The sequence below is a fragment of the Pantoea sp. PGP6 genome (assembly GCF_053474785.1).
In genome coordinates, this window is sequence record NZ_JBQBMA010000001.1 from 2305937 (window position 1) to 2319795 (window position 13859).

Sequence of the window (13859 nt, forward strand, 5' to 3'; positions counted from 1 at the left end):
AGATTGATATGAAACGCTATTCTCTGTTGGTCGCTCTGCTTATCAGCGTGGCGGGCAGTGCCAGCGCCCAGACCCGGGAGCTGACCGTGATGATCTCGGGCGGCTTTAAAGCGGCGTGGGACCAGTTATCTCCTCGCTATGCGGCGCGGGAAGGGATCCGCATCAATACGGTGGCCGGTCCGTCGATGGGCAAAACGCCGCAGGCGATCCCGGCCCGGCTGGCGCGGGGCGAACGCGCCGATCTGCTGATTATGGTGGGCGATGCGCTGGGCAATCTGGAACAACAGGGCCGCACGCTGCCGGGTTCGCGGGTTGAACTGGCCGATTCACGCATCGGGGCGGTGATCAAACAAGGCGCAACGCCGGTCGCCATCGACAGCGAAAGTGCCCTGCGCGCCACCCTGCTCAGCGCCCGCTCGATAGCCTACTCCGACAGTGCCAGCGGTCAGTACATCAGCAGCCAGTTGTTCACCCGGCTGGGCATCGCGGATCGGGTCAACGCAAAGGCGTTTAAAGTAGAGCGGATTCCGGTCGCCTCACAAGTCGCGGCCGGCAAATATGCGATCGGGTTCCAGCAGGTCAGTGAACTGTTGCCGGTGCCCGGCGTTACCTTTGTTGGCGAGTTACCTGACAGCCTGCAATACACCACCCGCTTTGCCGGCGCGGTGGTACGGCAGTCAGCGCAGCCCGATGAAGCGCGCCGGCTACTGCGCTGGCTCGCCTCGTCCGAGGTCCAACAGGTGGTACGTCAAACCGGGCTGCACCCGATCGGCCAGCCTCAACCGGCTGGCGCGTCACAGCCAATCAGACAGACTGATACCGTTCAATAATCAGCGCTTCCAGCTCACCGGCGACGTGTGACAGCGTGCGGCCGTTTTTTCGCAGCAGACCCACCGTGCGTTTCACCGCCGGGTCGGTCAGCGGCACTGCCGTCAGCGCGGAGTGACCGGCGGTCGGCATCGACATAGCGGGCACGGCAGCAATGCCGAGGCCCGCTTCAACCATGCCGAGCATCGTGGTGACATGCCGGGTTTCACAGATGCAGGCTTTCTCCGGCACGATATGCTCCAGCGCCTGATCGAGCAGATTGCGGTTGCCGGAGGTCTTGTCCAGCCCCACCCACTCCTGCTGATAAAACTCCCGCCAGCTCAGGCTCTGTTTTGCCGCGATCGGATGTTCATGCCGACAGGCCGCCACGTAGGGATCGTCGATCAGCGGCAGAAAATGGACATCGGGCTGCGCCCGGCCGGAAAAGCTAAGGCCGAAATCGGCCTGACCGCCAATCACCGCGTCATAGACATTGGCGCTGCTGTCGATTAACTTGACCCGCACCCGTGGATAGCGCGCCTGAAACAGCCGGATGATGTTGGGCATAAAATAATAGGCGGCGGAGGGCACACAGGCGACGGTGATCAGCCCGGTCCGCGCCAGACTGACCTCACTCAGATCGGCCATCACCTCTTCAAAATCCACCAGCAGCTTGTCTGACCGTTCGGCAAAGGCGTGGCCTTTTAGCGTCAGGGTGACCCGGCGGGTGGTGCGCTCAAACAAACGGATCCCCAGCGCCGTCTCCAGCTTGTCTATTCTGCGGCTCAGCGCCGACTGTGACAGGCAGATTGAGTCCGCCGCGAGACGAAAATTGCCATACTCCACCAGCGCGCGAAACGCATAGAGATCGTTGAGATCGATATTAACCGGCATGGTTGCGTCCTCCTGTCACCTGCATCACGCGTCGTCCCTCTCATCGCCCTGCAAAGCGCTAAAGTCGCTCACAAATTGCTGCAACAACTGTTCCAGTGTGGCACGATCGCTCTGCGGCCAGTGGTCGAACACCCGCTGGTAGATCTGCGCCCGTTGCGCATCGATTTTATCGGTCATCGCTTTACCGGCCTGGGTAATTGCCGCCTCGTTGATCCGCTTATCCGCGGCATTTTTTTGTCGCTGCACCAGGCCAGTCTCTTCCAGCTTCGCCACCTGTCGGCTGACGGTGGTGTAATCACGCCCGACCCGATCGGCGAGCTCCCCGACCCCGATCGGTCCGAACCGGCCAACCTGCACCAGCAGCGGGAACAGGGCGCGATCAAGCTCAATACCCGCGCCTCTGATCATCGCCAGATCGCGCTGTGGCCGGTTAAAGGCAGCCACAATAGTGAGTAAGCTGTTATGCAGCGCATCGAACGATGAATTATGTGTATTTTGCACTTTTTTCATTGACGCCATCCAGAGGCAGGAATAATGTGTGTACTCTACACCTATTTAACCGCAGACAGAAGGCCGCAATCCATGAAAGCAGCAATAATCGATCGGGCAGGCGCAACACCCTACTACGGTGATTTTCCCGAACCGCAGGCAGCAGCAGGCCAGCAGCGGGTGACGGTGAAAGCCGCCGCCATCAGCCAGCTGGCAAAATCACGCGCGGCTGGCACCCATTACAGTGGCGCGGCAGGCTATCCGTTGATTCCCGGTATTGATGGCACCGGCTACCTCGATAACGGCGATGCGGTCTATTTTCTGGCGTTCGACCCAGGCTGGGGCAGCATGGCGCAGCGCACCCTGGTGCGAAGCGAGTGCCTGATTGCGCTGCCGCCAACGCTTGATCCGGTGGTCGCTGCGGCTATCGCCAATCCGGGGATGTCATCCTGGACCGCACTGACCCGTCGGGCGGCGCTGCGGCCCGGTGAAACGGTGCTGATTAACGGCGCGACCGGCACCTCTGGCCGGCTGGCGATCCGCATTGCCCTCAGTCTGGGCGCGGGAAAAATCATTGCCACCGGCCGCAACAGTGAAACGCTGCAACAGCTGCAGCAGGAAGGAGCCGATATCACCCTGACGCTGGCGGCGCTGGCGACCGACCTGCCCGCCCTGATGGCAGAAGGCATTGATGTGGTGCTGGATTACCTGTGGGGAGAGAGCGCGCTGGCGATCATGACGGCCGCAGTCAGCGGCGGCGACAAGGTGGTGCGTTTTGTGCAGATTGGGTCGCTGAGCGGTCAGGAGATTCCGCTGCACAGCAAATTGCTGCGCGCCTCCGGGCTGACGCTGATGGGCAGCGGCCTTGGCAGCGTCGCCGACAGCGAGCTGATCGCCTCAATCGGCGAAATGCTGCAGGCCGCCGGGCCTCACCACTTTTCGGTGCCCTTCCGGGCGCGTCCGTTAAGCGAGGTTGCGCAGGCGTGGGATGAAGACGACAGCCGCTGCCGGACGGTGTTTACCCTGTAATGTGCCTGGCCGCTTCAGCGCGACGGGTCCAGCGGATGCAAAAAGCGCTCTGGATAATCGGGGGTAATTGCCTGCTGACTGTCGTAACGGCCAAACAGCTTGTAGCGATTCAGGGCGATACGATCGTAGGCAAAATTACTGATGGCATCCGGAAAATGGCGCAACACGCTGAGGCCGCGCCACGGTGCCGGCATATGCTGCATCACGCGGAATACCGCCTGCGCCCGCAGCCAGTGCTGATTATTGGCGATATAGACAATGGTGCTGACGTTCTCCTGCGGTAATCCGGCCCAGCGCAGCAGCGCCTTGCCCTGCTCGCTCTGTACCGCCGCAAAACGAACCTGCCGCGCCAGTCGATGGCGCAGCAGGAACCGGACCCAGCCATTGCACAGCTTACAGACGCCGTCATACAGCACGGCGCTCTCACCGGTTTGCAGATAAGGGGGTGATGACATGCTGCAACTCCTCACTCGTCGGACATTGAGGTGAAGTGTAGCTGTTTCTCTCCAGCTGTTGCTGTAACCAGCGGGCCACCGCCAGCTCATCCTGCGCACTGGCGTTGACCCGCAGCACCGGCCCCAGCGCCATTGGCTCTGCCTGTTGCGCCAGCTGGCGCAGTTCGGGCAGATATTCCGCGCCGGGATGGCCGGGCAGCCGCTGCGATAGCCGTGCCTGATAACGCGCCACTGCCGCCTCCGGGGCGATCTGCATCCACAGCTCCAGCACCGCGCCGACGCCAGCCTGCTGCAGGCCCTGTTCCAGCACCGCGCGTGACTGAAAGCCAAACCAGGCGTCAATCAGCCAGATCTGACTGGCCGGTGCCTGACCGACAATGTTCCAGATCGCCTGATAGGCAGCGCAGCCGAGCTGCCGGTTACGCTGCCGGTCGACCGGCGCAAAGCAGGCCATAAAGGGTTCCTTCAGGCTGTCGAGCGTCAGCACCGGCCAGCCGAAGCGGTGCGACAGCGCACGTGTCAGGGTACTTTTTCCCGAGGCCGGGATTCCGTTCACCAGCACCACGCGTTTTAACGGGGTTGTTGTCGTCATAAGATATCAATGACCTCCGCGGCGCTGCGGGCCTGACGTAATCTGACCAGCGTCTCTTCATCTTCCAGCAGCGAGACAATGGCGCGGATGCCCTCTTCGATATGCGCATTACTGTCGCGCGCGCCGAACATAATCACGATGTCCGCTTTTTCACTGCCGGCAAACGAGATCGGCTGCGCCAGTACAATCAGGCTGAAGCAGTCGCGGATCACACCGGCTTCCGGCCGGGCATGCGGCATGGCGATGCCTTCGTCAAACACGTAATACGCGCCGTGGGTTAGCGTATTGGCGATCACCTCTGCCGGATAGCGCGCCTCAAGGTAGCCGCCGCTGACCAGCGGTTCGGCGGCCAGCGCGATCACCTGACGCCAGTCCGTGGCATCAATTCCGACCTGAATCGCGTTAGCTTGTTGCAATAGCTGCTTAATGCTCATCCACTCTCCTTAAATCGACTGGCGAACCACATTGCGTAATTCATCGATTTTGACAAACAGCGCATCAATTTCATTTCGGTAGCGACGGCTTTTGGCAAATAAGCTTAATGCCCGGTTATATTCCAGCATTAATTGCTTCTGCGTCTCGCCATCACGCGGATTGGCAGCCAGTTTATTTTCCAGTTCGGTAATTTTCTCGCGGCTGGCTTGCGCCTGCTGGTCCTGCTGTTCCGCATCCGGCTGTTCAGCTGGCGGCGACTTTTTTAAGAATCCAAACATAGCGTCTCCTGCCCCGACCGGCGCCGGGGCACCTCAGGTTAATACTTAATAAAGAACCAGATTCAACAGATCGACTGACCGCTGATTCAGGTCGGCCGCGCCCTCAGACCGGGCGATTAACGGAACAACTGCATCTTCTCAACCAGCACGCTGGTCACCGCATCATTGGCCGGTACCAGGAAATTACGCACGCTGTCGTTGACCTTGCCTTTTTCAAAGCTGGTTTTGCATTGTGCGACCCACTGCACATTCATTTCCGTGCCGACGTTGACCTTTTCAATGCCGCTGCGCACCGCTAAACGCATATCTTCGTCACTGACGCCGGTCCCGCCGTGCAGTACCAGCGGCGTGTGGGTGGCGGCGGTAATGTCCGCCAGCCGCTGATGCTGAATATGCGCTTTACCGGTATACAGGCCATGCACCGTGCCGATCGAAATCGCCAGCATATCGACGCCGGTCTCCTCCACGAAGCGTCTGGCATCCTCTACCGGGGTGAAGGCAATTGCCTCCATTTCGACGCATTTGCCATCTTCTGAACCGCCAATCGCCCCAAGCTCCGCCTCTACCGAGACGTTGTGCGGCCGCGCCATGTCGATGACCCGACGGGTGTTGGCGATATTCTCCTCAATCGGCAGATGGGATCCGTCATACATCACCGAGCTAAAACCGGCGTCGATGGCGGTCTGAATCGCCGCCAGGTCGGAACAGTGATCAAGGTGCAGACAGGTCGGGACGCCGGTGCTTTCTGACAATGATTTAATCGCATCGACCAGCAGTTTATGACCCAGGTATTTCGCCGTACCGGTGGAGATCTGAATCATTAACGGGCTGTTGGTTTTTTCCGCCGCTTTAAAATAGGCCGGCAGCATCTCCAGGCAGTGCAGGTTAAACGAGCCGACCGCTTTAAAATCGCGTTGCTTAGCCAGCTGTAACAGATCGGCGAAATTATAAAGTTTCATGGATTTTTTCCTCTTGTGGCTTAGTGGATTTCCCGTTAACAAACCAGGCGAGTGCAGTAACGAAAGCGATAAACAGGGCGACAAACAGCCAGTTGTTCTGGAAGGCGTGGCCGAGTACCAGACCGGTGCTGATCACGTCGGAATCGCTGAAGGTCACGCCGGTGAAGCCGTAGCTCTCCAGCATCGGAACCAGAATTGCCGGCAGCAGCGTGATGAACAGGCCGTGGACAAAGCCGCCAATCATCGCCCCGCGCCGTCCGCCGATGGCGTTACCAAACACCCCGGCGGTGCCGCCCGCGAAGAAGTTGGTCAGCAGCCCGGGCAGGATCATCGCCAGGCCAAACATCGGGAAGACCAGCATGCCGACGATGGAGCCGAGCGTGGTGGCAAGGAAGCCGACAATCACCGCGTTTGGCGCGTAGGGAAACATCACCGGGCAGTCGAGCGCCGGTTTAGCGTCCGGTACCACCCGCATCGCAATCCCACGGAAAGCCGGCACCAGCTCGTTAAGCAGCAGACGCACCCCGCTGTAGAGCACGAACACCCCGGCGACGAACTGAATCGCCTGCATAAAGGCGTACATCAGGTAGTTCATGCCGTTGCTGTACTGGGCAATAAACGCCGGGCCGGCCGCCAGCGCCGGGATCAGGTACATCGGTACCATCACCAGCGCCATCGACAGATAGGTGTCCTGCAGGAACTTAAAGTTATCCGGCAGCTTCAGGTCTTCGGTTGAGCGCGACCCTTTACCGACCACCTTCGCCACCGCTGCCGTCACCAGATACCCGATGGTGCAGAAGTGGCCCAGCGCGACGTCATCAGAGTCGGTAATCCGCCGCACCACCGGCTGCGCCAGTGCAGGCATCACCACCGCCATAATCCCGCCGAAAATGCCGCCGGTCAGGATCAGCGGCAGACCGCTCAGCCCCGCCTTGTAGCCAATCACCGCACCAATCGTTGCCATCCACAGCAGCGCCTGGCCGGTGAGGAAGATGTACTTAAACGGCGTCAGGCGAGCGATGATGATGTTGACGATAAAAATCACCAGCAGGGTCAACGCCACCTCCGATCCCAGTTCACGGTTGGCCAGCCCGGCAATCGCCGCCACATCGGTGATATAGCCCTGCATCCCGAAGCCGTGGGTAAATATGGTGTTAAGGAAGGTCAGCGTGCCGACAATAATATTGATACCGGCCATCATAATTAAAAAGCCCAGCAGGGTTTTAAAGGTGCCTTCCACCACCTTGCCGGCCGATTTTTTCTGCAGCAGCAGACCAATCAGGGCAATAAAGGCGATCAGAATCGACGCCTGCCCTAATAAGTCTTTTACCAGGAAGTCGATCACACTATTCATGGGCAGCGACCTTCATGTTGCGTTCTTTTAAAAAGGCCACGATCTTTTGCTCAATTTCCGCTTTATCGGTAAGCTTGTTGAGAATAATGACCCGTTTAATCTGTTCCGGACTGGCATCGGCATTTAATACATCGGCAAACGCTTTTTGCGTCAGGATCATGTCTGATTTAAACGCGTTGGCTTCAGAAATGGTGGTGTGGTCAATATCCGCGTCAATTTCCAGTTTCTTTAATACCGCTTTTGCGCTCATCTCAATCGCAAAACTGGATCCTAATCCGCAGCCACAGACACATAAAATTTTCAGCATGGTTTTCTCCTCACAGAATTTGCAGTTGTTTAGCGAGCTTGTAATGATGCCCGTCGGTATCGACCAGGCGTTTTTGCATGCTTATTAAATCAATCGGAATCGGTTTATTACTGCCATTAATAATCACCGCTTTATTGCGCATTCCTGACTGAATACAACGCACCACTTCACTGGCCATAATGGTGCCCTGATAAATTTCCTCGCAGGTGGGTTCACCATTACGCAGCCCGTAACCGAGAATGGTTTTGCGGATGCGGACGCCAATTAACGGTTCAAGCTGTTTAATTAAGGTATCGATCGCCCCCTGAAAACCGGGTGAATATTCACGGGTGTAGCCCTCTGAGCAGAGGATCACCACGCTGTTCTGCTGCGCCAGCCGCTGAGTGATGCGTTGTGCCAGCTGCGGCAGTGGGATCTGACACTCCGGGATCAGCGCAAAATCGGCATTGGATTTTAACGCCGACTGCAGGGTTAACTCGCCGCAATAGCCACCGAGCAACTCCAGCATAAAGACCCGTCCGGGTAATGCCCGGCCGGTATTACGCAGCTTCGCCACCTCTTTTAATACCTGCTCGCAGGCGGTGGAAAAACCGAGCGTATAATCACTGCCAAATACATCGTTATCAATCGTCATTCCGACGCCAAAACAATTGACGCCAGATTCCGACAGGGTATGCAGAAATTGCAGCGACCCGTCACCGCCCGCCATGATTAATACTTCAATCCGTGCGCTCTTTAGCTGGCGGGCAATCATTTCATATTCACTGCGCAGCAATTTTTTTTGCGTCCGTCCCGATTGCATCACCGGGATCGGGGCGATAGAAAAGTCGAGCAGATCACGCTGACTAATATCCCGATGGCAATGGTTTAATAAACCGGGTATGCCGCCGTCAAATATCACGATCTCTGCCTGGGTCAGTCGGCCGACCTGAAAAACAAAATTATTAATGCCGCTGACATCGCCACCGCTGATCACTATTCCGATTCGCATTAATTCCCCCCGCTGGCTTAATTGGTGCCGGGTTTCATTGTTCCGGGATAAGGCGTTGTTATTTGCAACGGAGATCACAGTTACGAGCGGTATTTTCCAGGTGTGATGATTGACAGCGCTTTATTACTGAGCTTATTTGTGATCGTTATCACAATTAACATCGCTGGCAGGCTCGACGTGAATCCTGATATATCAGCGGGTTAGCTAACGGAGCCGGGGAATATGGTGGCCGGCAATCGATCTGCCGATCGACTGGCGATCTGTCATAACAAATCTGTGATTTTCACCTCATTTTTTACGGTTCGGCGGCTATTTCCGTCGGGTCTCCGGGGTGAATAGCCGATTAAAAACGCCGCAACCGCCGCTATTTTTGTTATTTCGATGGCGATCAATGATTGACAGTGGAATGTCGCTGGCTGTCCAATGAGACCCCTTGTTAACCAAAATAATGAGATGAAATGACCTCCTCGCAGCTCATGCTCCGCCAGCTTGGCGAACGGGTCGGTGTGAAAAATCTGCTCACCGAACGGGATGATAAAGCCTGGTACACCAAAGGATTTCGGGTCGGTCGGGGTGAAGCGCTGGCCGTGGTGCTGCCGCAGACGCTGCTGCAGCTGTGGCAGGTCCTGCAAATCTGCTGCGCCAGCAACGCCATTGTGCTGATGCAGGCAGCCAATACCGGAGTGACCGGTGGCTCGACGCCGGATGGCAATGATTACGATCGCGAGGTGGTGATTGTCAGTACCCGTCGGTTGAAAGGCGTACAGGTGATCGACCAGGCGCGTCAGGTGATCGCCTTTCCGGGTGCCACCCTGACCGAGCTGGAGAACATTCTCGCCCCGCTGGGCCGGGAACCCCATTCGGTGATCGGCTCCTCCTGTATCGGCGCATCGGTGATTGGCGGTATCTGTAATAACTCCGGCGGATCGCTGATCCGGCGCGGTCCGGCCTTTACCGAAAAGTCGCTGTTTGCCCGTTTGCATGACGATGGGCGGCTGGAGATGGTGAATCATCTGGGTATCGATCTGGGAGAGAGCCCGGAAGAGATGTTACAGCGGCTGGAACAGCAGAACTACACCACCGGCGACCGGCCTGACTGGGCGGGGAAGATCTGGGCTGACGACTACGCCAGCCAGCTGCGGGACACGGCGGCGGACAGCCCGTCGCGCTTTAATGGCGATCGGCGTTATCTGCATGAAAGCGCTGGCAGCGCCGGTAAGGTGGTGGTGTTTGCGGTGCGTCTGCCGACTTTTGAAGCCAGTCCGCAGACCCGGACCTTCTATATTGGCAGCGACGATGAGCAGCAGCTGGTGGCGCTGCGGCGGGTGCTGCTGGCAGAGATGCAGGCGCTGCCGATTCAGGCTGAATATATCCATCGCAACGCCTTTGATCTCACGGTGCGCTACAGCAAGCATATGATGCTGGCGATTGGCAAACTCGGTCCGCAGGCGCTGCCTGGACTGATGGCGAAGAAAGCTCGCTGGGATGTGCGGGTCAGCCATCTGCCGTTTTTACCGCGTAACAGTGTCGATCGACTGCTGCAGTTCTTTAATCAGATCACCCCGCGCGGTGTGGCGCCGCGCATTATGGCCTACCGCGACCGGTTTGAGCATCATCTGATGATCAAAGTGGAAGCACAGCAGACCGCAGAGCTGGAGGGCCTGCTGACCCGCTTCTTCAGTCAGGGTCAGGGCGATTTTTTCCTGTGTAACCAGCGGGAAGCGCGCGATGCGTTTTTGGTGCGCTTCGGCGTTGGCGGCTGCACCATCTCTTACTGTGATTATCTCGGCTACGACCCCGATCAGCGGCTGGTGGCATTTGACGTGGCGTTACGGCGTAACGATCGGGCGTGGCGCATTGAACTGCCGCCCGAGCTGGCGGAACAGGTGCAGGTCGACTCCTGCTGTGGCCATTTTTTCTGTTACGTCAATCATCAGGATTATGTGCTGAAACCGGGCGTGGATGCGAAGGCGTTTAAGCAGGCGGTGATTGCGGTGCTGGAGCAGCGCGGTGCGAAGTATCCGGCGGAACACAATGTCGGCCATCTCTATCGCGCGTCAGACGAACACGCAGCGCACTGGCGGATGCTGGACCCGAGCAACAGTTTTAATCCGGGGATCGGTAAAACCAGTAAGAAGAAATTCTGGGCGCAGTAAGCGATACGCAATAAGGGCGGCGGCCCTTATTGCGTGGCCCGCAGTTATTTAGCGTAGGCTTCAGTCGACAGGGTCAGCGCAACCTCATCACCTACCGCCGGAACATATTTATCCAGCTTAAAGTCGGAGCGCTTGATGGTGCCGGTGGCATCAAAACCAATCGCCTGCTTCTTCACCATCGGATGCTCACCCTGCTTGTTCAGCGTGGCGTGCAGCGTCACCGGTTTGGTGATGCCTTTCAGCGTCAGATTACCTTCAACGTCAAAACGGTTATCGCCCTTCGCCACCACTTTGGTGCTGTGGAAGGTCGCGGTCGGGTATTTTGCGGTGTCGAAATAGTCTGCACCGTTAAATTCTTTGGTCAGCGCCGCAACGTGGCTGTCGATTTTGCTGACCGGCAGCGTTACATCAACACGTGACTGCTCAGGATGATCTTTATCGAACACCAGCGTGCCGCTGGCATCCGGGATATCGGCGGTCGGGTGTGAGAAACCGAAATGATTCCAGCTGACCACCACCGAGGTGTGCTCAGGATTGAGCTGGTAGTGCATCGCTTCTGCCTGAGAGACAGGAACATACAGGCTGGCAACGGCTAACAGGGGCAGCGCAATACGCTTGAGGTTCTTCACGATAAATTCCTTGTACAACTCAAAAATGTAAACTGAGTGTGGTGCAATTCGACCGGAATAAACAGTGAAGAGATTTGTCGGTAATTTTCAAATAAATTCAGCAACCTTGCTGCTGCAACTCAGGTCGCACCACCGGTGGTAAATAATACCCGCCAGCGGCGCCGCGCCTGAATCAGGTCGTGGTGCAGTTGCTGCAAGCTGACAACGTCCAGCGCCTCTATCGCCGCCGCATCCGGGTCGGTCAGGCCATTTAACTGGCGTAACCGGGCCAGCGGTGTATCAAGCCGTTCGCGATGCAGACTGGCCTTCAGTGCCACCAGATCGCAGCCTGCCAGCGCCTCATTCAGTGAACGCAGAAAATTACGGCAGTAGCGCAGCAGCGACAGCGCGCTGTAATCGGGCGACTGCAGCGCGAACAGCACGCCATCCTGATCGGCGCAGCGCAGATAGCGGCTGCTGACCACATACCCTATCTGCTGTTCTACCCGGTAACGCTGGAAGAAACGCGGCTCATACAGCAGCGCCAGCGCCCGCAGCGCAGCCAGCTGTTGCGCCTGCTGGGGCGAAGCGCGTGACGCCTGGTGCAGCGGAATAAACAGCAGCAAGGCGTTATCGCGGCTGGCGTGCGGTAGCGCGATCATGCCGCTCGGTGCGGTCATCCGCATCGGCGGTGCTGCCGGATTGACCGGCAGCGGCAGCGCGCTCAGTCGGTGGGCAATCAGCGTCTGCAGCGCCGGGCTGCCGCCGGTGAGCAGCGCCCGCCAGCAGGCTGGTGAAAAGGTTGATGTCAGCTGATAAGGCAACTGCTGCAACAGTGCGCGGATGGCAATAGTGTCGGGCGGCGGTAGCGGTTCGTCGTCGACCGGTGGCGTCAGCGCCTGCACCAGCTGATGCAGCGCCCAGTCCGCCACCGCCAGGTCGTGGGGCAGTTGCAGCGTCAGTTGCCACACGCCCTCCACTTCCTGCCATTCGCCCTGGCCACCTGAGTGACGCAAGGCGGCGAACAACGGACGCAGCCGGCGACCATAAGCGTGACCCACGGCCGCGCTGAAGGTTGAAAAAAACTCCGGCCGCAGCAGGAGCGTGGCGGTTTTATTGCTGGCCGGGTCGGCGTCGGGGCCCGCCTCAGCGGTCGGACTGTCAGCCTCGCCGTGGCCGGTCGGTTCCGCAGCAGAATAATGCGGCAACGGCACCGCCTGCGACGGCAGCGGCTGATGGGTCAGCGGTGCCGCCAGCGGATAGAAAGCGAATTCTGCCGCACTGCTGGCGGCAGGCAGCACCGGCTGCCACGGGTGAAATGCCAGACTGAAGCCCTGGGTGTGGCAATTTTCCTCAGCCGCCTGCGGGCTACACACCAGCGTGGTGCCGGGCGCATCCGCCAGCGTGGCCAGCCATGACGCAAACGCGCCGACCCCGGCTTGCGGGGCAAAGCCAAAGGCGCGCTCACGCAGCTGATCGAGCGGCGTCAGCGCCGCAAAACGCTGTTGCGCCAGCTGAAGATAATGCTGTTGCTGCGGCTGACGGGTCTGCTTCAGTGCGGCTAACCAGCGCCCGAACAGTGCGTTAACCGCTTCAGGCTGATCGGTGTCGATGCTCAGCGCCAGCCACACCGCGTTATCCGCCTGGTAGAGCCACTTCAGGCTCAGCCGATCGGCCAGTCGCTGCTGGCGCAGTGTGGCCAGCAGCGAGCCCGGCGCTTCATCCAGCAGAAATTCGCGCCATAACGTGACACCGTCACTGCTGTCCAGCAGCCAGCTGCGCCACAGCGCAGCCGGTGTGCTGTTGGCAAGCCGCAATCCGGCACTGACCGACAGCGTGGGCCGCGGCGTCTCCTGCTGCCACTGCCCGTCCGGCAGCGCGGCGGCAAAGGTGCGCGCCAGCTGCTCAAGCTGGTCCAGCGACTGCGGTCCCTGTAGCCAGAGCTGCATATTAGCGGCATAAAAATGGCGCTGATGGAACTGACGCAGCGCCTGTTGCAGCGCGGTCATCTCTTCGCCAAAGCTGGCGCGACTGCCAATCTGAAAGCGCCGAAACGCCGGTGGTGAGGTGGCGGCATGCAGCAGCGCGGCTTCGGTACGGGAGGGTTGATGCTGCTGGATCAGCTGATATTCAGCCTCAATCACCGCGATTTCCTGACGGATTGCCTGATGGTCGAGCAGCGGATGGCACAGCATATCCTGCAGGCGCGCCAGTCCGTCAGCCAGCTGCGGCGGCGCAACCTCAAAAAACCAGGCGCTGCGCCGGGCCAGCGTGGTGGCGTTGACCCGACCACCCTGCGCGGCAATCCAGCTCATCAGTCGCCCGTCGTCCGGCCAGCCAGCGCTGCCGGTGAACAGCAGATGCTCCAGCAGGTGCGCCAGCCCCGGCCAGCGGTCCGGCTCATCATGGCTGCCGGCGCCGACCTGAATTAACGCTGCGGCCTGGCGCGCATCAGGCTGATGCACCAGTTCCACCCGCAGGCCGTTAATCTCCAGGCGGCGCACG

The 13859-nt window shown here is 58.9% G+C and carries 15 protein-coding genes; 3 read left to right on the plus strand and 12 right to left on the minus strand.

Features of this window, described 5'->3' with window-relative positions; genetic code table 11:
- The first annotated feature begins 8 nt into the window (after positions 1–8).
- Entirely contained in the window at positions 9–830 is an 822-nt protein-coding gene (locus ACLIBF_RS11120; protein WP_201306399.1) for a molybdate ABC transporter substrate-binding protein, read from the plus strand.
- Here the strand turns inward: ACLIBF_RS11120 and ACLIBF_RS11125 are convergent.
- Complete coding sequence (locus ACLIBF_RS11125) at positions 805–1701, minus strand: LysR family transcriptional regulator (protein ID WP_448309764.1); 897 nt, start codon at positions 1699–1701, stop codon at positions 805–807. The two genes, ACLIBF_RS11120 and ACLIBF_RS11125, sit on opposite strands and share 26 nt — an antisense overlap.
- 24 nt (positions 1702–1725) lie before the next feature.
- On the minus strand, positions 1726–2211 hold the full coding sequence (locus ACLIBF_RS11130) for a MarR family winged helix-turn-helix transcriptional regulator (protein ID WP_046288327.1): 486 nt from the start codon (positions 2209–2211) through the stop codon (positions 1726–1728).
- Positions 2212–2283: 72 nt separating this feature from the next.
- Here ACLIBF_RS11130 and ACLIBF_RS11135 point away from each other — a divergent pair, with 72 nt between their 5' ends.
- Positions 2284–3219 (plus strand): quinone oxidoreductase family protein, encoded by a 936-nt coding sequence (locus ACLIBF_RS11135; RefSeq protein ID WP_448309765.1) that lies wholly within the window; start codon positions 2284–2286, stop codon positions 3217–3219.
- A gap of 14 nt (positions 3220–3233) precedes the next feature.
- Here the strand turns inward: ACLIBF_RS11135 and ACLIBF_RS11140 are convergent, their stop codons facing one another.
- The 8 genes from ACLIBF_RS11140 to ACLIBF_RS11175 all read right to left on the minus strand — a co-directional run bounded on the left by ACLIBF_RS11140 (position 3234) and on the right by ACLIBF_RS11175 (position 8590).
- Positions 3234–3674 carry a thiol-disulfide oxidoreductase DCC family protein gene (locus tag ACLIBF_RS11140; protein WP_448309766.1) on the minus strand — a complete coding sequence of 147 codons (441 nt, stop codon included), beginning with the start codon at positions 3672–3674 and terminating at the stop codon, positions 3234–3236.
- On the minus strand, positions 3643–4266 hold the full coding sequence (locus ACLIBF_RS11145; protein ID WP_046288328.1) for an AAA family ATPase: 624 nt from the start codon (positions 4264–4266) through the stop codon (positions 3643–3645). Before ACLIBF_RS11145 ends, ACLIBF_RS11140 begins: the two co-directional genes overlap by 32 nt.
- Positions 4263–4700, minus strand: coding sequence for a PTS sugar transporter subunit IIA (locus tag ACLIBF_RS11150; protein ID WP_031377541.1), 438 nt, complete (start codon positions 4698–4700; stop codon positions 4263–4265). The genes ACLIBF_RS11145 and ACLIBF_RS11150 overlap by 4 nt, the downstream gene beginning before the upstream one ends.
- A gap of 9 nt (positions 4701–4709) precedes the next feature.
- Entirely contained in the window at positions 4710–4979 is a 270-nt protein-coding gene (locus ACLIBF_RS11155) for a hypothetical protein (protein ID WP_031377540.1), read from the minus strand.
- Positions 4980–5095: 116 nt separating this feature from the next.
- Entirely contained in the window at positions 5096–5938 is an 843-nt protein-coding gene (locus tag ACLIBF_RS11160) for a class II fructose-bisphosphate aldolase (protein WP_031377539.1), read from the minus strand.
- Complete coding sequence (locus ACLIBF_RS11165) at positions 5925–7292, minus strand: PTS sugar transporter subunit IIC (protein ID WP_031377538.1); 1368 nt, start codon at positions 7290–7292, stop codon at positions 5925–5927. The genes ACLIBF_RS11160 and ACLIBF_RS11165 overlap by 14 nt, the downstream gene beginning before the upstream one ends.
- Positions 7285–7599, minus strand: a complete 315-nt coding sequence (locus ACLIBF_RS11170; protein WP_031377537.1) for a PTS sugar transporter subunit IIB — start codon at positions 7597–7599, stop codon at positions 7285–7287. The genes ACLIBF_RS11165 and ACLIBF_RS11170 overlap by 8 nt, the downstream gene beginning before the upstream one ends.
- A gap of 10 nt (positions 7600–7609) precedes the next feature.
- Positions 7610–8590: a 6-phosphofructokinase gene (locus ACLIBF_RS11175; protein ID WP_069728280.1), complete on the minus strand. Its 981-nt coding sequence runs from the start codon at positions 8588–8590 to the stop codon at positions 7610–7612.
- A gap of 458 nt (positions 8591–9048) precedes the next feature.
- Between ACLIBF_RS11175 and dld the strand changes: the two genes are divergently transcribed.
- The gene (gene dld / locus ACLIBF_RS11180; RefSeq protein WP_046288329.1) at positions 9049–10746 is read left to right on the plus strand and encodes a D-lactate dehydrogenase; all 1698 of its coding nucleotides are present in this window, start codon (positions 9049–9051) and stop codon (positions 10744–10746) included.
- Between the two features lie 44 nt (positions 10747–10790).
- Here dld and ACLIBF_RS11185 read toward each other — a convergent pair whose 3' ends face one another.
- A complete protein-coding gene (locus tag ACLIBF_RS11185) occupies positions 10791–11375 on the minus strand; it encodes a YceI family protein (protein WP_069728278.1) in 585 nt (194 codons plus the stop codon).
- A gap of 119 nt (positions 11376–11494) precedes the next feature.
- Entirely contained in the window at positions 11495–13858 is a 2364-nt protein-coding gene (gene pqqF / locus ACLIBF_RS11190; RefSeq protein WP_448309769.1) for a pyrroloquinoline quinone biosynthesis protein PqqF, read from the minus strand.
- Position 13859: the final 1 nt, after the last annotated feature.